This window comes from Burkholderia sp. MSMB1826, assembly GCF_001526325.1.
In the GTDB taxonomy this organism is placed as follows: Bacteria; Pseudomonadota; Gammaproteobacteria; order Burkholderiales; family Burkholderiaceae; genus Burkholderia.
The window spans coordinates 118108-135376 of the sequence record NZ_LOYN01000058.1 but is presented as its reverse complement, the minus strand read 5'-3'; the positions used below and the strand labels follow the sequence as shown (position 1 = coordinate 135376).

The window sequence follows — 17269 nt, the reverse complement described above, 5'->3', positions numbered from 1 at the left end:
GGGCGCGGCATCGCCGGCTTTCCTCAACCATCGCAGGAGACGACCATGGACAGGAATCGCATCGAGGGCAAGCTCAAACAGGTCAAGGGTTCGGTCAAGGAAGCACTCGGCAAGGTCACGGGCGACCGCGAGACCGAAGCGGAAGGCGTGGCCGAACAGCAAGCCGGCAAGCTTCAGGAAAAGGCCGGCGAGGCCGCCGACGCGGCGCGCAACCACAAGGGCACCGACCGGCACTGATCGATGACGCGGCGCCTTGCCAGCGTCGCGAAGGCCGGCCGGGCCCGCGTCGCAACGATGATGCGTTGCCTGCATGACCATGGCCGACCTTGATCCAGCGGCGCGGCCGCCCTTCGCCATGGAAGGCTTCCCTGCACGGTCCACCGACGCGCGGGCCGTGGATCGGCCGCGACTACGGAACTTGATGACAAATCCTCACAACATAGTTCCGATATTTCGTTTGCTGCACGGGTATTGGCTACCCACAATCCCTTCACCTCTTACGCGATGAAAGGCTCTTCGGAGACGGAGCCGCGGTCATCGTCCGCCCGGATTGGCGCGTGGCACGCGCCCTGGCACGCAAGCGCATCACCGGCGCGCAGGAGGTTGCCGGCGCGCGACCCTCGCGCGTTGCATCCCGACCCCCAGAAGAAGGACTGCCATGACGTTCCGCATTCGTTCGCTTTCCGGCGTTGCGCTGACCGCCGCGCTTCTCGCGTTCCAGACGGGCGCGGCCCACGCACAGGAGACGATCGTCAAGGTCGGCGTGGCTGGCCCGCTCACGGGCGGCGGCGCCGCATACGGCAAGGACATCGAGAACGGCGTGCGCATGGCGGTCGACGAAGCGAATGCCGCGCGCACGACCGTCGGTGGCAAGCCGGTGAAATTCGTCATCGCGTCGCAGGACGACCAGAGCGATCCGCGCACCGGCGTGCAGGCCGCGCAGCAGCTCGCCGACGCGCAGGTCGCCGTCGTGATCGGCCACTTCAATTCGGGCACGACGCTGCCCGCGTCGAAGATCTACGCGAAGGCCGGCATTCCGATGATCACGCCGTCGGCGACCAATCCCGACATCACGCGCGCCGGGCTCGATACCGTGTACCGCGTGATCGCGACCGACACGCAGAACGCCGGCAATGCCGGTGCGTATGCGGCGAGCGTGACGAAGGCGAAGCGCATCGCGATCATCGACGATCGCACCGCGTTCGGCCAGGGCGAAGCCGACGAGTTCGAGAAGGCCGTGAAGGCGAACGGCGGCACGATCGTCGCGCGCGAATTCACGAACGACAAGGCAGTCGACTTCAGCGCGCAGCTCACGAAGATCAAGAGCACGAATGCCGACCTCGTGTTCTTCGGCGGCCTCGACGCGCAGGCCGCGATGCTCGTGAAGCGCATGCGCCAGCTCGGCATCCGCGCGCAGTTCCTCGCGGGCGGCGGCGTGATGAACGCGAACTTCATCCGGCTGGCCGGCAACGCGGCCGAAGGCGCGGCGGTGTGGGAGTACGGGCAGCCGCTGTCGCGTCTCGCGAAGGGCAAGCTGTTCGAAACGAAATTCAAGCAGAAGTACGGCGTCGACATGCTCGCGTATGCGCCGTTCGCGTACGACGCGACGTGGATCGCGATCAACGCGATGCAGAAGGCGAACTCAACGAAGCCGGCCGATTTCAACGGCGCGCTGAAGGGCACGCGCTATGACGGCATCACAGGCACGATCGCATTCACGAACACGGGCGACCTGAAGAGCCCGAGCTCGACGCTGTATGAAGTGAAGAACGCCGCGTGGCAGCCCGTCACGACGAAATCGGCGGACTGAACGCAACACGGGCGAGCGGGCTTTCGCGGCGATGCCGGACGTGCTGAAATAGCCGGAGCGATCGTCGACGAAGCCTGCCCGCGCGACGCCGCGCGAGGCGCGGCACGAACCAGCCACGGGCGCGGCCGGCTGGCGGAGGCCGGCGCCAAGCCCGTCATCAGCGTGAGCGGCCCCAAGCCTTTTACGTGCAACCGGAGTCAGTCGTGAGTTCTCAAGTCGTCATCGTCGGCGGTGGTGTGATCGGCAGCTCGATCGCGTATTTCCTGCGCGCCACCGATCCCACGGTCGCCGTGACCGTCATCGAACGCGATCCCACCTATGCGAGATCGTCGTCGGCGCTGTCGGCCGCGTCGATTCGCCAGCAGTTCTCCACGCCGCTGTCGATCGAGATGTCGCTGTTCGGCATCGACTTCCTGCGCACGATCGGCGAACGGCTCGAAGTGGACGGCAACCGGCCGTCGATCGATCTGCACGAAGGCGGTTACCTGTTCCTCGCGACGCCGGCCGGCGACGCGACGCTGCGCGAGAACCATGCGCTGCAGACGCGCCTCGGCGCCGATATCCGGCTGATGGACGGCGCCGCGCTGCGCGCGAAGTTTCCGTGGCTCAACGTCGACGATCTCGTGTCGGGCGCGTACGGCGTGAGCGGCGAAGGCTGGTTCGACGGCTACGGGCTCGTGCAGGCGCTGCGCAAGAAGGCGCAGGCGCTCGGCGCGCGCTACGTGGCCGCCGACGTGAAGGACGTCGTGCGCGACGGCCGCCGGATCACGCATGTCGTGACGGGCGACGGCGAGCGCTACGCATGCGACACGCTGGTCAACGCGGCCGGCGCGTGGACGCGCGCGCTGTCGTCGATGATGGGCATCGACATTCCCGTGTATGCGCGTCGGCGCAGCATCTTCAACGTATCGTCGCCGGCGAAGCTCGCCGATTGCCCGCTGCTGATCGACCCGACCGGCGTGTATTTCCGGCCGGAAGGGCGGACGTATATCTGCGGCACGTCGCCGAGCCCGGATCGCGACCCGGACGACCTGCCGCTCGACGAAGTCGATCACGCGCTGTTCGACGACGTGATCTGGCCGACGCTCGCGCACCGCGTGCCGGAATTCGAGGCGTTGCGCGTCGAGAACTGCTGGTCCGGTTACTACGAGTACAACGTGTTCGATCACAACGCGATCATCGGCTACCACCCTGAACTCGACAACGTCGTGTTCGCGAACGGCTACAGCGGCCACGGGCTGCAGCAAGGGCCGGCGACCGGGCGTGGCGTCAGCGAACTCATTCTGGGCGGGCGTTACGACACGCTCGACCTGTCGTCGCTCGGCTGGGCGCGCGTGCTCGAAAACCGGCCGATCGTCGAAAAGAACGTCGTGTAGCGCGGCGTGACCGCCCGGTGTGGGGTGGGCGGGATTCTCCTTGTGTCTCAAACCCGTTGGCCCGACTCCGTCGGGCCTTTTTTCATGGTCGGCGCGCCGCGCCGTGCTCGATGTCGCCGATGCCGGGATGTGGCAACATCGCGGAGGTTTCGACACACGATCTTTACTCGAGCAACGGGGGCCGGGATGAGCGACATCGCCATCGATATACCGTGGCCGGTCATGATGCTGATTCTGGGTGTCAGCTATTGGCCATTGTGGCTGCTTGTCGGAGCAGGGTTGATGTATTTCGGTGTAACGCGTCTGCGCGGGGTCGGGCGTGTTGCCTGTACGGTCGTTGCGGTCTTGTTCATTCTTTATACCGGCCTGGGCTTGTACGTGATGCTTGCCAGGTCACGATAGCGATGCGGTCGGCCGGAAGCGGCGTGACGTCGATTCATGGATGTCGCGACACGTCATGCGCCGCGCTGGACGCGAGGAAGCGATCGATCTGCGCGGAACGACACGGGCCCGGCTTCGCCGGGCCTTTTCCATTCCGCTCGCTACCGAACGCCATAAATCGCGTCCCGCAGATCGAGCGTGTACTGCCCGTTCATGCCTTCGTAAAGGGTGTTCGACAGCGACACGACGGTGAGCCCGCGTGCGCGGTCGACGAACCACGAGTGACCGTAGACGCCGCCCCAGCGCCAGGTGCCGACGGATTCCGGCGACGCGGCCGCCTGCGGGTCGTGCAGCACCGAGAAGCCGATTCCGAAGCCCGCGCCCGGCAGGTCCGGCAATTCGAAATCGCCGGTTTGCACGCGGCCCATCTCGTCGACGAGCTCGGCGGGCAGGATCGCGCCGCCGCCCGCACGCAGCGTGTCCAGCACCGTCAGCACGTCGCCGGCGGTGCCGACCATTCCGGCGCCGCCCGATGCGAACGCGTGTGCATTCAGCGCGCGCGACGGCGAGTACGTGACGCCGACGAACCCTTCGACGATGGGCACCGTCTCGTTCTCCGCGAGCCGGTGCGGCTGCGGCGTGTCGTTGACGTACGGCGTGGCGAGCCGCGCGGAATCGCGTGCGACGAAGGCCGTGTCGCGTGCGCCGAGCGGGCGCAGCACGAGCGCATCGACCGCATCGGCGAGCGGCACGCCGCAGACGGCCTCGATCAGCGCACCGACGACGTCGATCGACAGCGAATAGTTCCAGCGGGTGCCGGGTGCGAACAGCAGCGGCACGCTGGCGATCCGGCGCAGGTTTTCGGCGAGCGTGATCGATGCGCCATCGAGCCCGTCGGAGACGCCTGCGCGCGCGTAGGGGCCGTTTGCGTCGGTTTCGTTGAAGCGATAGTCGAGACCGGCGGTATGCACGAGCAACTGGCGCACCGTGATCGTCGGCACGCGGCCGTCGGGGAGTGCCGGACGGAACGCGGGCAGCCAGCGCGTGACGTCCTCGTCGAGCGACAGCTTGCGTTGCGCGACGAGCGCCATCGCGGCCGCCGAGACGATCGGCTTCGTCACCGACGCGAGCCGGAACAGCGTGTCCTCGCGCATCGGCGTACGCGATTCGCGGTCCGCGAACCCGGCCGCGCGGCGATAGACGAGTTCGCCGTCGCGGGCGACGAGGACGACCGCGCCGACGAGGCGCTGCGTGTCGAGCTGGCGGGACAGGACCGCGTCGACGCGCTCGGCGAGCGCGGGATCGGTTGACGACTGCAGTGACGATGCGGGAGAGGAGGTCATCGAAATTTCCGTCGTGAAGGGGCCGTTCGACATGTTATGGGATGCCTGGCGCACGCGTCGTTAACCCGTACGCGGAGCGGGGCGATGTGGGCGGCGCGGGCTCGCGGCGACGAACACCCGGCCCGGCAGCCGACAAAATATGCGCCAATCGGCCGGCGGCGTTCGTTAGAATCAGTTTTCGTCGAGGCAATGACGCATTTGCATTGGTGCAGAGCAGTATCGAATCGAAGACGCGGCTTGTCCCGATTCCATCGTTCATCTTTCACCGGAGGCGAGCATGCCAGGTTTACTTCCCGATGTTGACCGCGAGGGGCTCCTCGAATATTCGGTGGTGTACACCGATCGCTCGGTCAATCATATGTCGCAGCGCTTCCAGGGCGTCATGCGCGACATCTCCGCCACACTGAAAAAAGTCTACAACGCGAAGTCGGTCGCGATCGTCCCGGGCAGCGGCACGTTCGGCATGGAAGCCGTGGCGCGACAGTTCGCGACGAACAAGAAGTGCCTCGTCATCCGCAACGGCTGGTTCAGCTTCCGCTGGTCGCAGATTTTCGACATGGGCAGTATCCCGTCCGAAACGACGGTGCTGAAGGCGCGTCCGGTCGAAGCCGGCAGGCAGGCCGCCTATGCGCCGGCGCCGATCGACGAAGTGGTCGCCGCGATCAAGGAAAACAAACCCGATCTCGTGTTCGCGCCGCACGTCGAAACCGCGTCCGGCATGATGCTGCCCGATGCGTACCTGCGCGCGGTGGCCGATGCCGTGCATGCGGTCGGCGGCATGTTCGTGCTGGATTGCATCGCGTCGGGCACCGTGTGGGTCGACATGCAGGCGAGCGGCGTCGACGTCCTGATCAGCGCGCCGCAAAAGGGCTGGAGCGCATCGCCGTGTTGCGCGATGGTCATGTTGAGCCCGCTCGCGCGCGAGCGCATCGATGCGACGACCAGCACCAGCTTCGCGTGCGATCTGCGCAAGTGGCTGCAGATCATGGAAGCGTACGAGGGCGGCGGGTTCGCGTATCACGCGACGATGCCCACGGACAGCCTCACGACGCTGCGCGACGTGATGAAGGAAACCGATGCGTACGGTTTCGACAAGGTGAAGGCGGAACAGCTCGAGCTCGGCGAGCGCATTCGTGCGCTGCTGACGGAGAAGGGGGTCAGGAGCGTGGCCGCGGCAGGATTCGAGGCGCCGGGCGTCGTGGTGAGCTACACGGACGATGACGGTATTCGCACCGGAAAGAAATTCGCCGATGTCGGTGTGCAGATCGCGGCGGGCGTGCCGTTGCAATGCGACGAGCCGGAGGATTTCAAGACGTTCCGGCTCGGGTTGTTCGGTCTCGACAAGCTGCACGATGTCGACGGCGCGGTGAAGCGGTTTGCCGATGCGTTGAACCGGATTCTGTAAGGCGATCGTGCGCAACGGGTTGCGCCGGTGGCCGCCGCGCGTTCGTCGAGCGGCGGCTTCCGGATCGTTGAAAACCCGACCGTTCAGGAGCGTGACATGACCGAAGGCGCGCTGACGTTTGCCAGTCAAGCCGAATGGGAAAGCTGGCTGGAAAAAAACGGCGGCGCGTCGACCGGCGCATGGCTGCGGCTCGCGAAAAAAGGCGCGGGGCAGCGAACCGTCACTTATGATGAGGCGGTGGAAAGCGCCCTCTGCCACGGCTGGATCGATGGCCAAAAGAAGGCCGAGAGCGAGCAATACTGGTTGCAGCGTTTCACCCCACGCTCGGCGAAAAGCATCTGGTCCAGGCTCAACAAGGACAAGGCCGAAGCGCTGATCGCCGCAGGAAGAATGTGGCCGGCCGGCATGGACGAAATCGAGAGGGCGAGGAAGGACGGCCGCTGGGAGGCGGCCTATACGTCGGCCAGCAACTCGATCGTGCCGGACGATCTGCAGGCGGCGCTGGACGCCAATCCGAAAGCCGCGAAGTTTTTTGCGACGCTGAACAGCCGCAATCGCTATGCGATCCTGTTTCGGATACAGAACGCGAAGAAGCCGGAAACACGGGCGCGAAAGATCGCGGAATTCATCGACATGCTCAAGCGGGGCGAGACGTTTCATCCGTAGGGCTTTGGCACCGGTGGCATACCAGAAGAAGCATGACTGGCCGAGAACAGCCGGAAGCGGGCGGCTGCCGCCACTTGACGGCGGCAGCGTTCAATTATTCGGCATGCCGAGGTCGGTTGCGTCGCATACGGATTGAACTATGCGACATGGGCTTCGCGTACGGGATCGATTTAGTCGGCGTGACATGAAAAATTCGTTTTTTTGATTTTATGGGTAATTATGTTTATAAAAATAAAACAATAGATATGTAGTCGTGTCGATGATTTACATATCCCTGACGAAATTGACAGCTGCATTTCATCTAAATGTTAGTTTAAATGGATGTGCAGCGAAATCGGTCATTTCGATTAATGAAATAATCAGGAGGGGATGTGATTCATCGAATGCTTTTTGCCGGTGCGATTGTGCTTGCGACGGCGATGCCGGCTCATGCGGAAAGTGCGACGGATGTTTCTCCCATTTGCACGACAGTCCGGACCGAACCGACCAGGGACTCGCTATTGAGTCGAAGCAGTTATTGCCAGAAAACGGTCCCGCTCGAATATGTCGCGAAGGACAATCAAAACAATGAAATCGGGCGAGTGGCTATCGAGGCCTACGCGTATTCCTACAATCCGTCGAATCAGCTTGCGTGGCCATTGAAGTTCCGATTTCGCACCCGCGTCATTTCCGGCAATCCGGGCGGCCTGATGATCAAGCCCGTCGTCGAATGCGGATCGGATTGCACGGTTGCGCCCAATGCCGGCGTGCCGCTTGCCCTCGGCGGATTGTCCAACGAGATATCGGTGATGGTTACGCCGAACATGGGAGCCAATAACCCGCTCAGGTTCAGTCCGACCCTCGAGTATCGGGTCGCGAAGTCGGGGGACTCGTTCGAGAACGGAGCAAGCGTGAGTCCGTACGCGGGTGTGGGTTATATTCCCGACATTCGATGCGACGTCGCGCTCGTCAAGAGCAACTCGCAAGGATGTGTCTACGCGGACGCACCGGCGGTTCTCCGTACCATCGTCGCCACGAATCCCGACGTCGATGAATCGGCGATCCATATTCGCGAAGCGCAAGCGGCCGGGCGGCCCGGCAAGTTCGTGCCGAAGGGAGACGGCACGATTTTTCCCGATACTTGGGAGTCCCGGCCGCTGACACGCACGCGCGACGCAACGCTTCGGCGCGACAATCGGGATGCATCCAAGAAGCAATGCGTTGCGAAATACGGCTCGGTTAACGGTCAGTGCACGTTCACCGGCGATCCGGACGAAACGCCGACCGATTGCGATTGCGACGAGTATCCGTTTGCGTCGACCGAGCAGGGTGCATCGAGTGACCCGGAAGTATCGGTCAAGCGTATCGATGCCAGCGATAATCGACGCGCGGGCGCTTTTCTCGGCAATTTCTATTTGAACCAGCGTGTGCTCGACCAAGAGAATTTCTACGTCGACGTCGGATCTCAGCAGCCTGCCGCAAAACGTTGAGCCGCTGGGGAAAAGGAAAACCGTACCGTTGCCGCGGTTCGCGGGTGACCCCAAACCGCGGCATGAAAACATTCACCACATGAGCGATCACGAGAATTTCCCTTTCTGGCTCAACCAGCCCTATGAACGCTGTCGACGCGTTGTGCCGGGCGCGATGCAATCCGAGACGGTGGCGGTGGAGGATGCGCTGACGCGCGTGACGGCGGCCGACGTTTTCGCGCTGGAGAATGTCCCGCCCGTTCCGCTCGCTGCGATCGAAGGCTATGCATTGCGCGCATCTGATACCGTACACGCGACGCATAGTGCGCCCGCCGAACTCGATTTCGAGTTCAGCCGACGCGCGCTGGCTTCGCCAGCGGGCAGTCCGGCGGCTCGCGCAATCGGCGCGCGGTGTGCGGTCGATGTTCCTCCGTATTTCGCACTGCCGGAAAACGCCGACACCGTCGTCCCGAAAGGCAACGTTGAAATTACGCATCGCGGCGCCCGGTCTTTCCTGCTGTTGCACGCGCCGCTATCCGCCGGGCAACACGTCATCGCTCCCGGCAGCGAATATCGACAAGGCAGTCTGCTCCTGCCCAAGGGCAGCCGGATAACGGCCGAACGGCGGATCGCGCTGATAGCGGCAGGCGTTCGCGATATCGAGGTTACCAAACGGCCGCGCATCGGCGTGGTGATCGTCGGATATGAACAGCGCGCGCCCGGAATTGCTCGCGAACGCTGGCAGCGGCCCGACACGAGCGGACCGTATATCCGTGCGGTACTGCAGCGCTGGGGATACGAAGTCCACTCGGTCGAATACATCGAGCCTCCGGACATGGCGTTGTCGCCGCTCGAGGTGCAACAGAACGAGTACGCATTCAGGAAGAAGCTCGCCGAGCTCGCGCAACGTTATGACCTGATCGTCGGAGCCGGATTGCCTGCCAAGCCGCCCTTCCGGGATGTCGGACTGAATGCGCAACCGGTGTATTCGCGCGACGACGCGACCGTCGAGATCCAGCAAACACCGGCGGATCGTTTCAACTTCGGACGCAGCGACGATCGCTCGCCGCCGAAGAAAACCACGCTCACGTTCACGCGGCCGGACGGTACGCAGAGCGGGATGACGGTCATGACCAGCTACGATCAGGCCACGCTGATCAACCTGCCGGGCCACACGAATGCGGTCGCTATGCTGATGCACGCGATCATGCCGCGCGTGCTCGATTTGCTCGAGCACGCCGCAACACCGGGGCCCCATTGGGAAGCCGGCATCATTGACCACAGCGTCGAGCGCGATGCTCGACTGAACGCGATGCGATGGGGCAATCTGCACCGCGGCGTCGATGGTAACCCGGTCGTTCGCCTGCTGCCGGCCGAAGATGACGGGTCGATCGGTGGTGTCGTCCATGCCGATGTGCTCGTCGCGATCCCCGCGGCGGACTATCCGATGGCGGCAGGTTCGTCCGTGCTGTTCCTGCGTCTCGATCGCGGCCTTGCCAGCGAGCCGCCGCGCCATGTCACGGCGACATCCGCCGAGGGAGCCGAACAAGCGTTGCCGGCGGTCGACACCCGCGTGGCCGCCCACGCGATCGACGACGCACGCACTATCGACCTTCGCGAAACATGGCAGCGGATCGATGCAACGTTCGCCGCCGATGCGTCACGCTTGCCGGGCGGACTCAACGGACCCGCGTCCGACGATGACATTGATGCATTGCAGGTCGCGCTGGGTACGACGCTGCCCGACGTTTTCATCGACAGTCTGCGCATTCACAATGGCCAGACGGCATTGGGCGATGCGTTTTCCGGAAGCGATGCGCTGCTGAGCGTTCACGAGATCCTCGCGCAATGGCGCATCTGGAAAGGTCTCGTGGACGGCGGCGATTTTGACGGCATGACATCGGAGCCGGATCCCGGCATCGCCGACGACTGGTACAACCTGAAGTGGATTCCGTTCACCCACGACGGCAGTGGCAATCACCTGTGTGTCGACCTCGATCCCGCTGAAGGCGGCGTCGCCGGTCAAGTGATTCGGGTCTGGCATGATGATGCGCGGCGCGAGCGTGTCGCGGGGAGTTTTCCCGCGTGGCTGGCCGGCATCGCGTCGGCGCGACAATCAAGCTGAGTACTCATGGAGCGTGCAGTCGTGCCGCCTCGTCGATAACCAACGCGTGGCGCGATGTGGCGGGATGGCGGCCCAGACCCGACGGAGAAACGAACGATGGTGTCGAAAAGCGTCCGCAAGGCGACGGTCGACGATGTTCCGGTGCTGACACGGATCCGGAACGATGCACATGCCAAGAAGGTCGCGCACCGCGACTACGTATGGGGCAAGGAGGGCGACGGATTCTCCGAAGGGTGGGTACGAAACCACGTCGCCGAGAAAGCCGTATACGTCGTCGAACAGGATGGCGCGCTGGTCGGAACGTTCTCGCTCGACTTCGACGATGACAGGCACTGGGGGCCCCAAGCGCCGATTGCAGGCTACGTGCACGGCCTCTGTGTGCGGCAGGGTTTCAACGGCCTCGGGCTCGGCAGCTTCATGCTCGACTGGTGCGCTCGTGAGGTGAGCCGCTTGAACCGGCGTTTGCTTCGACTCGACTGCGGCGCTGAAAACATCACGCTCTGCGCTTACTACGAGTCGCTGGGCTTTGTCCGCGTCGGATTGAAAGCGGACGGTATTGTCTGGTCTCTTTACGAAAAACCTGTCAGTTCGGGCCGCCGGTGATCGCGGCGGTCCTGCAGCGAACATCGGCGACGGAATCCACGTCAGGCGGGGGCGCACGATCGAACACCACGCGTTCATCTGAAGCCGCGCCCCCGTTACCCTGCTACGCCGGCAAAAGGCCCGCTTTACGATAACTGTCGATCAGCGCGTCATAGAGCGAGAGATCGGCGCGGCTCCGCGCGATGAGCTGGGCGCCGGCGATGGCGGCGAAGATCGCCCGTGCCCGCTGTTTGCGCTCCCGGGCACCGACCACTGTCGCCGAGGACAGAACCTTGCCGCGCTACCGCGTCACGACGCAAGCTCAGGGGCATGTATCGGTCACTCCGCATTCGTCACGGAATGCTCGACTTGCAATTGTGGAATAGTGTTTGATGTCCAAGGCGATCAGATGCGAACGGATTGCATGATCGCGACGGCGGATCGACCCCGGCACGAAAGCCCGACCTGATACAGGAAGCGACAGTATGAAAATGGATGCGTTTGCCTTTGGCACGACCGACTGGGCCGAAATCGAACGAACGGAACATCGAGGAGAAACCGGCGTCGCTTATTGGCGCACGCGGTTCTTTGGTGAAGAGCCGAATCGGATCCGTGTGCGGATGGTGGAATACACGCCCGGCTATCGCGCCGATCACTGGTGCCAGAAAGGGCATGTTCTTTTCTGTATGGAAGGCGAACTGGAAACGACGCTCGAGGACGGGCGGAAGTTCGTTTTGACGGCGGGCATGAGCTACCAGGTTGGCGACGACGCGGAGCCACATCGGTCCTACACCCGGACGGGGGCGAAACTTTTCATTGTCGACTGATCCGGGTGCCCGCGCGTTTTTTCAGTCCGCTTTCGGATGCCCCGGACGTCTCATACGGGTCGATTGAGCGGGTAACGGAGCACCACCGCATGCGACACCGTTGCGGTCATCGCGACATCGCATCAACATGCTGACTGATCCATCCATCGGGGGAACTCATGTTTGACCACGTCAAATTCGGCGTCAGCGACTACGCCGCCAGCAAGGCGTTTTTCCTCAAGGCGCTCGAACCGCTCGGTGCCGAAATCGTCGGGGAGCGCGAGCCGTCGGGCGGGATCGAGATCGGACTGCCCAGCAAGTCCTCGCTGTGTTTGTTCCCGACCGACGAGAAGCCGGCGCATCTCCACATCGCGTTCGTGGCCGACACGCGGCAGCAAGTCGATGCGTTCCATCGCGCGGCGCTGGAGGCCGGCGGGAAAGACAATGGCGCGCCCGGGCTTCGGCCGCATTATCACGCGAATTACTACGCGGCGTTCGTCATCGGGCCGGATGGGCACAATATCGAGGCGGTGTGTCATCGGGCCGAGGCGTGATGCGCGGGATCGGTAAAACGCTCGCGGCGATCGCAAGCATTGCACTCGTCGGCATCGCCTGCGTTCAGGCAGCGCCCCGCGAAACTGCATTCCCGCGCTTCACGCAGACGGAAGGCAAGCTCGACGGCGACGGGCTTCCGCTCTCCGGCGTGAGGCTCTGCGTGCTGCCCGACCGTGCGCCGTGCTTCGAGATGCCGCCGGCGCCGCTTCCCCATTCTTCGAAGGCGCTGTACCAGTTCGGCCTGAATCCACGGTCCGAGCGGTTGCCGATCGCGTCCGGCGGCTCGTGGGTGTTCTTCTCCGGAATGTTCTCGGGTGGCGGCAGCGGGATGCTGGAGCGCGTGGCGGTGCTGCGAGTCGGCGCGAACGGCAAGATCGAGAACCTGATGCCGAGGGTCACGCAGACGGAAATGGCCGATCGCGCGATGTGGAGCTTGCCGGAGGTGTCGCCGTATCCGTTGTTTGTTCGCGCGGACGCCGAGTGGCAAGAGGGCGAAGTGCGTTTCGACAAGCACTTCTTCGAAGTCGACGCCTGGGTGTTCGACCCTGCCGCCCATCAATACGCGAAGCGCTTTTCTTACCGCACGAGCAAACGCTACGACAGAGGCGAGGGTTCGGACCGCGTGCTGGCCGCCGAGCGCGCGGAAATCCTGCGTCGGCTTTCAGCGGGCAAGTAACGCGGTTATCGCTGCGCGTCCCCGTACGTCTCCTTGCATACCGCGCGCAGCGCGTCGACGAGCAGGTCGCGCGCGGGCGATTGCGAATCGGCGGAGCGCGTGAACAGCGCGATGGGCGGCAGCGTCCATACCAGCGAATACGGCACGATCGCCACGCCGGCGATCCGCACGAGTTCTTCCGCGATATCGGCCGGCACGATCGACACGGCCTCGTCGCTCGACGCGATCATTTCGCCGATCAGCTTCGACGAGTAGCTTTCGACGATCGGCACGGGCGGCGCGATGCCGGCCGACAGGAACAGGTCGGTCACCTGTTCGCGCATCGGCGTATGCGGCGCGCCGAGAATCCAGTCGAGCGCGTGCAGCTTGTGCCAGTCCAGCGGCGTGCGGGCGAGCTTCGCCGCCAGCCGCCGGCTCGCGATCATGCGCGGCTGCTGCTGATACAGCACTTCGAACGAAACCTGCCCGAGATCGATCGCCGACGACGCACGCCCGATCACGATGTCGACACTGTGATCCCGAAGTTGCAGCAGCAACTGATCGCTGGTGCCTTCGTGAATCGTGACGGTCAGGCGTCGCTCCATGCGCGCTTGCAGCCGCTTCAGCGCGGCCGACAGCATCTGGCCGGAGATGAACGGAATCACGCCGATGTGCAGATGGGCCGCATGCCCGGCGGCGACGGCCTCCATCTCGCGGGCGAGGTGGTCGAGATCCTTGATCATCGCCTTTGCCCGTTCGAGCACGACCGCGCCGAGCGCGGTGGGCCGCATGCCGCGCGACGAGCGCTCGAACAGCGGCGTGCCGAACATGCTCTCCAGCTCGGACAGCGCGTTCGTCACGGCCGGCTGGCTGCTCGCCATGTGCTCGGCGACGCGCGTCAGCGATCCGTGCTGCTGGATCTGCAACAACAGCACCAGATGCCGAATCTTCAGACGCGCACCGAGCCGCCTGACCACGTCGTTCGCGTCAAAATTCATTGACTAGTCATGCATTCATCAGGAAAAAGTGATGGACCGATATTAAAACAGAATCATCACGTTATGGCGGATCCCTAGAATCCCCTTCATGGATCGCGCCGGGACTGGCCTGGCGCCCACGCCGGGACCCCAACATGAAACAGACAGAGACACAGCAGCAGGCCGCGTTCGACTATCACGAGTTTCCGACCCCCGGGAAAATCTCGGTCGTGGCGAGCAAGCCGCTGGTGACCCAGCGCGATCTGGCGCTGGCCTATACGCCCGGCGTGGCGAGCGTGTGCGAGTCGATCGCCGCCGATCCGCTGCAGGCGCACCGCTTCACGAGCCGCGGCAACCTCGTCGGCGTGATCACGAACGGCACCGCCGTGCTCGGTCTCGGCAACATCGGCCCGCTCGCGTCGAAGCCGGTGATGGAGGGCAAGGCCGTCCTGTTCAAGAAGTTCGCCGGGATCGACGTGTTCGACATCGAGATCAACGAGACCGATCCGGACAAGCTGGTCGACATCATTGCCGGCCTCGAGCCCACGTTCGGCGGCATCAACCTCGAGGACATCAAGGCGCCGGAATGCTTCACCGTCGAGCAGAAGCTGCGCGAACGCATGAAGATTCCGGTTTTCCACGACGATCAGCACGGCACGGCCATTACCGTTTCCGCCGCGTTCATCAACGGGCTGAAGGTCGTCGGGAAGTCGATCGAGGACGTGAAGGTCGTGACGTCGGGCGCCGGCGCGGCCGCGCTCGCGTGCCTGGACCTGCTGGTCGACCTCGGGCTGCCCGTGGAAAACGTCTGGGTGACCGACATCGAAGGCGTCGTCTATCGCGGCCGTACCACGCTGATGGACCCGGCCAAGTCGCGCTTCGCGCAGGAAACCGATGCGCGCAAGCTCGCCGACGTGATCGGCGGCGCGGATGTGTTCCTGGGGCTGTCGGTGGGCGGCATTCTCACGGCGGAGATGCTGAAGCAAATGGCGGCGCGCCCGCTGATTCTCGCGCTGGCCAACCCGACGCCGGAAATCTTCCCGGAACTCGCGCACGAGACGCGCGACGACGTCGTCATCGCGACGGGCCGCTCGGACTACCCGAACCAGGTCAACAACGTCCTGTGCTTCCCGTACATTTTCCGTGGCGCGCTGGACGTGGGTGCGACGACGATCACGCGCGAGATGGAGATCGCCGCGGTGCACGCGATCGCGGGGCTGGCCGAGGAAGAGCAGAACGAAGTCGTCGCGGCGGCCTACGGTGCATACGACGTGTCGTTCGGCCCGCAATACCTGATTCCGAAGCCGTTCGACCCGCGTCTGATCGTGCGGATCGCGCCGGCCGTGGCGAAGGCGGCGATGGAAGGCGGCGTGGCGACGCGTCCGCTCGCGAATCTCGATGCGTACGTCGAGCAGTTGCAGCAATTCGTCTATCACTCGGGCGCGTTCATGAAGCCGCTGTTCGCGACCGCGCGTCAGCTCGTGCGCGACGGCGGCAAGGCGCGGATCGTGTTCACCGAAGGCGAAGACGAGCGCGTGCTGCGTGCGGTGCAGGTCATCGTCGACGAGAAGCTGGCGCGGCCGATTCTGGTCGGGCGTCCGGAGGTGCTGCTCGCGCGCATCGAGCGGTTCGGCCTGCGCTTGCGGCTCGGTCAGGACGTCGAAGTGACCAATCCGGAATACGACGAGCGCTTCCCGCAGTACTGGACGAAGTATTGGGAACTGCGGTGCCGCGACGGTATTTCGAAGGAAATGGCGCGCGTGGAGATGCGCCGCCGCCTGACGCTGATCGGCGCGATGATGGTGCAACTCGGCGACGCGGACGGGATGATCTGCGGGACGGTGGGCGAGTATCACAATCACCTGCGGTTCGTGGACGAAGTGATCGGCAAGAAGCCCGGCGCGTCGACGTACGCGGCGATGAACATCCTGTTGCTCGATCAGCGGACGGTCGCGCTGGTGGACACGCACGTGAACGACAACCCCGATGCGGAGCAGATCGCGGAATTCACGATCGCGGCGGCGCGGCAGATGGAATGGCTGAATTTGACGCCGAAGGTGGCGCTGCTGTCGCGGTCGAATTTCGGGTCGGGAAGTGCGGCTTCCGGCGTGAAGATGCGCCGGGCGCTGGAGATCGTGCGGGAGCAGGCGCCGGATATCGAGGCGGATGGCGAGATGCATGGCGACTGCGCGCTCGACGAAGGGCTGCGGGCGAAGCTGCTGCCGATGTCGCCGTTGAAGGGAGCGGCGAATTTGCTGGTCTGTCCGAACGTGGATGCCGGCAACATCGCGTACAACCTGCTCAAGACGGAAGCGGGGAGCAATGTGGCGGTGGGGCCGTTCTTGCTCGGCGTCAATGCGCCGGTGAACATTCTTACGTCGAGCGCAACCGTGCGGCGGATCGTGAATATGGCCGCTTTGACCGTGATCGAGGCCAATCGGGGTGTGACGGGCTGATTGAGCGGCGCTTGTGGGGCGGCTCCGGCCGCCCCTTGTCTGTCAGCTTCGGTAATGATCGGCTTTCGCGGGATCATGACCGACGATACCGATTGCCGGCGCTTCAATTACAACGCCAAGCTGAATGGCGGTATCAAACAAGTCGACGGCACGACGTACATCGTGAACATCTGCGGAAGCGGTGGCCGCGGCGATGGCCTTTTCTCGGATCAAAATGAGCAGGTCAAAATCGTCGTAGCCGATGCTCACGGATCGACGTTGGCCACCAGGTTGTCATTCGTTTTCTGGGGCGGCCGACCGGGCTACGAGCCGATCGAGATCCGTGATGGCAAGTTGATCTACCTCGACGCGTCGGATCGATATGACGGCATGCGATCGATCTCGATGCTTCCCACCACGCTCGATCGGGTTGCGGCGAGAATTCCGATTTGGCTTCGCTAAGCACGTTTCCGTTTCCGGGGCGGTCATCGCGTTGAGGCGGGGCGGACCACATCCTGGCTTCGCGTGGCCGTTGCCCGCGCGTCGCAACTCATCCCATAGGCATCTTCAACCACTATCACGGCCGCAAGGGCCGTGAGGTCGCGCCACGTCCGGCGAAACGGCTTGCATGAAAAAGCGGGAGAACATCGCCGACACGTGTTGCCAAAATAATGCACGACGTATACAGTTGCCCGTAGTGCATCA

At 63.9% G+C, this 17269-nt stretch carries 16 protein-coding genes and 1 pseudogene; 14 read left to right on the top strand and 3 right to left on the bottom strand.

What is annotated here, in order from left to right; all coding sequences use genetic code 11:
• Nucleotides 1-45: 45 nt before the first annotated feature.
• The 4 genes from WS95_RS31540 to WS95_RS31525 all read left to right on the top strand — a co-directional run bounded on the left by WS95_RS31540 (nt 46) and on the right by WS95_RS31525 (nt 3588).
• Nucleotides 46-237 (top strand): CsbD family protein, encoded by a 192-nt coding sequence (locus WS95_RS31540; protein WP_059828080.1) that lies wholly within the window; start codon nt 46-48, stop codon nt 235-237.
• Between the two features lie 421 nt (nt 238-658).
• Complete coding sequence (locus WS95_RS31535) at nt 659-1810, top strand: branched-chain amino acid ABC transporter substrate-binding protein (RefSeq protein ID WP_059828078.1); 1152 nt, start codon at nt 659-661, stop codon at nt 1808-1810.
• Between the two features lie 203 nt (nt 1811-2013).
• Nucleotides 2014-3186 carry an NAD(P)/FAD-dependent oxidoreductase gene (locus WS95_RS31530; protein ID WP_059784708.1) on the top strand — a complete coding sequence of 391 codons (1173 nt, stop codon included), beginning with the start codon at nt 2014-2016 and terminating at the stop codon, nt 3184-3186.
• A 186-nt stretch (nt 3187-3372) separates the two neighbouring features.
• On the top strand, nt 3373-3588 hold the full coding sequence (locus tag WS95_RS31525) for a hypothetical protein (RefSeq protein WP_059784705.1): 216 nt from the start codon (nt 3373-3375) through the stop codon (nt 3586-3588).
• 140 nt (nt 3589-3728) lie between these two features.
• Here WS95_RS31525 and WS95_RS31520 read toward each other — a convergent pair whose 3' ends face one another.
• The gene (locus WS95_RS31520) at nt 3729-4910 is read right to left on the bottom strand and encodes a serine hydrolase domain-containing protein (RefSeq protein ID WP_059828251.1); all 1182 of its coding nucleotides are present in this window, start codon (nt 4908-4910) and stop codon (nt 3729-3731) included.
• 277 nt (nt 4911-5187) lie between these two features.
• Here WS95_RS31520 and WS95_RS31515 point away from each other — a divergent pair, with 277 nt between their 5' ends.
• From WS95_RS31515 to WS95_RS31495, 5 genes are all read left to right on the top strand, one after another.
• Nucleotides 5188-6315 carry an aminotransferase class V-fold PLP-dependent enzyme gene (locus WS95_RS31515; protein WP_059828076.1) on the top strand — a complete coding sequence of 376 codons (1128 nt, stop codon included), beginning with the start codon at nt 5188-5190 and terminating at the stop codon, nt 6313-6315.
• A 96-nt stretch (nt 6316-6411) separates the two neighbouring features.
• On the top strand, nt 6412-6981 hold the full coding sequence (locus WS95_RS31510) for a YdeI/OmpD-associated family protein (RefSeq protein ID WP_059828249.1): 570 nt from the start codon (nt 6412-6414) through the stop codon (nt 6979-6981).
• A gap of 371 nt (nt 6982-7352) precedes the next feature.
• Nucleotides 7353-8450 (top strand): NucA/NucB deoxyribonuclease domain-containing protein, encoded by a 1098-nt coding sequence (locus tag WS95_RS31505; protein ID WP_257139983.1) that lies wholly within the window; start codon nt 7353-7355, stop codon nt 8448-8450.
• A 79-nt stretch (nt 8451-8529) separates the two neighbouring features.
• Nucleotides 8530-10554, top strand: coding sequence for an SMI1/KNR4 family protein (locus WS95_RS31500; RefSeq protein WP_059828072.1), 2025 nt, complete (start codon nt 8530-8532; stop codon nt 10552-10554).
• A gap of 96 nt (nt 10555-10650) precedes the next feature.
• The gene (locus WS95_RS31495; protein WP_059828070.1) at nt 10651-11157 is read left to right on the top strand and encodes a GNAT family N-acetyltransferase; all 507 of its coding nucleotides are present in this window, start codon (nt 10651-10653) and stop codon (nt 11155-11157) included.
• 103 nt (nt 11158-11260) lie between these two features.
• Here WS95_RS31495 and WS95_RS35975 read toward each other — a convergent pair.
• Nucleotides 11261-11431, bottom strand: a pseudogene (locus WS95_RS35975) (TetR/AcrR family transcriptional regulator); the annotation flags it as partial.
• Nucleotides 11432-11621: 190 nt separating this feature from the next.
• Between WS95_RS35975 and WS95_RS31490 the strand changes: the two are divergent.
• The 3 genes from WS95_RS31490 to WS95_RS31480 all read left to right on the top strand — a co-directional run bounded on the left by WS95_RS31490 (nt 11622) and on the right by WS95_RS31480 (nt 13173).
• Entirely contained in the window at nt 11622-11963 is a 342-nt protein-coding gene (locus WS95_RS31490) for a DHCW motif cupin fold protein (RefSeq protein WP_059828068.1), read from the top strand.
• A 158-nt stretch (nt 11964-12121) separates the two neighbouring features.
• A complete protein-coding gene (locus WS95_RS31485; RefSeq protein WP_034205526.1) occupies nt 12122-12496 on the top strand; it encodes a VOC family protein in 375 nt (124 codons plus the stop codon).
• Nucleotides 12475-13173, top strand: a complete 699-nt coding sequence (locus WS95_RS31480; RefSeq protein WP_257139982.1) for a hypothetical protein — start codon at nt 12475-12477, stop codon at nt 13171-13173. Before WS95_RS31485 ends, WS95_RS31480 begins: the two co-directional genes overlap by 22 nt.
• Nucleotides 13174-13178: 5 nt before the next feature.
• On the opposite strand, the gene WS95_RS31475 is transcribed toward WS95_RS31480, so the two are convergent.
• Nucleotides 13179-14150 (bottom strand): LysR substrate-binding domain-containing protein, encoded by a 972-nt coding sequence (locus WS95_RS31475; protein WP_034205524.1) that lies wholly within the window; start codon nt 14148-14150, stop codon nt 13179-13181.
• 134 nt (nt 14151-14284) lie between these two features.
• On the opposite strand from WS95_RS31475, the gene WS95_RS31470 reads away from it, so the two are divergent.
• Both WS95_RS31470 and WS95_RS31465 read left to right on the top strand, forming a co-directional pair.
• A complete protein-coding gene (locus WS95_RS31470) occupies nt 14285-16585 on the top strand; it encodes an NADP-dependent malic enzyme (protein ID WP_059828064.1) in 2301 nt (766 codons plus the stop codon).
• Between the two features lie 75 nt (nt 16586-16660).
• Nucleotides 16661-17026: a hypothetical protein gene (locus WS95_RS31465; protein ID WP_257139981.1), complete on the top strand. Its 366-nt coding sequence runs from the start codon at nt 16661-16663 to the stop codon at nt 17024-17026.
• Nucleotides 17027-17269: the final 243 nt, after the last annotated feature.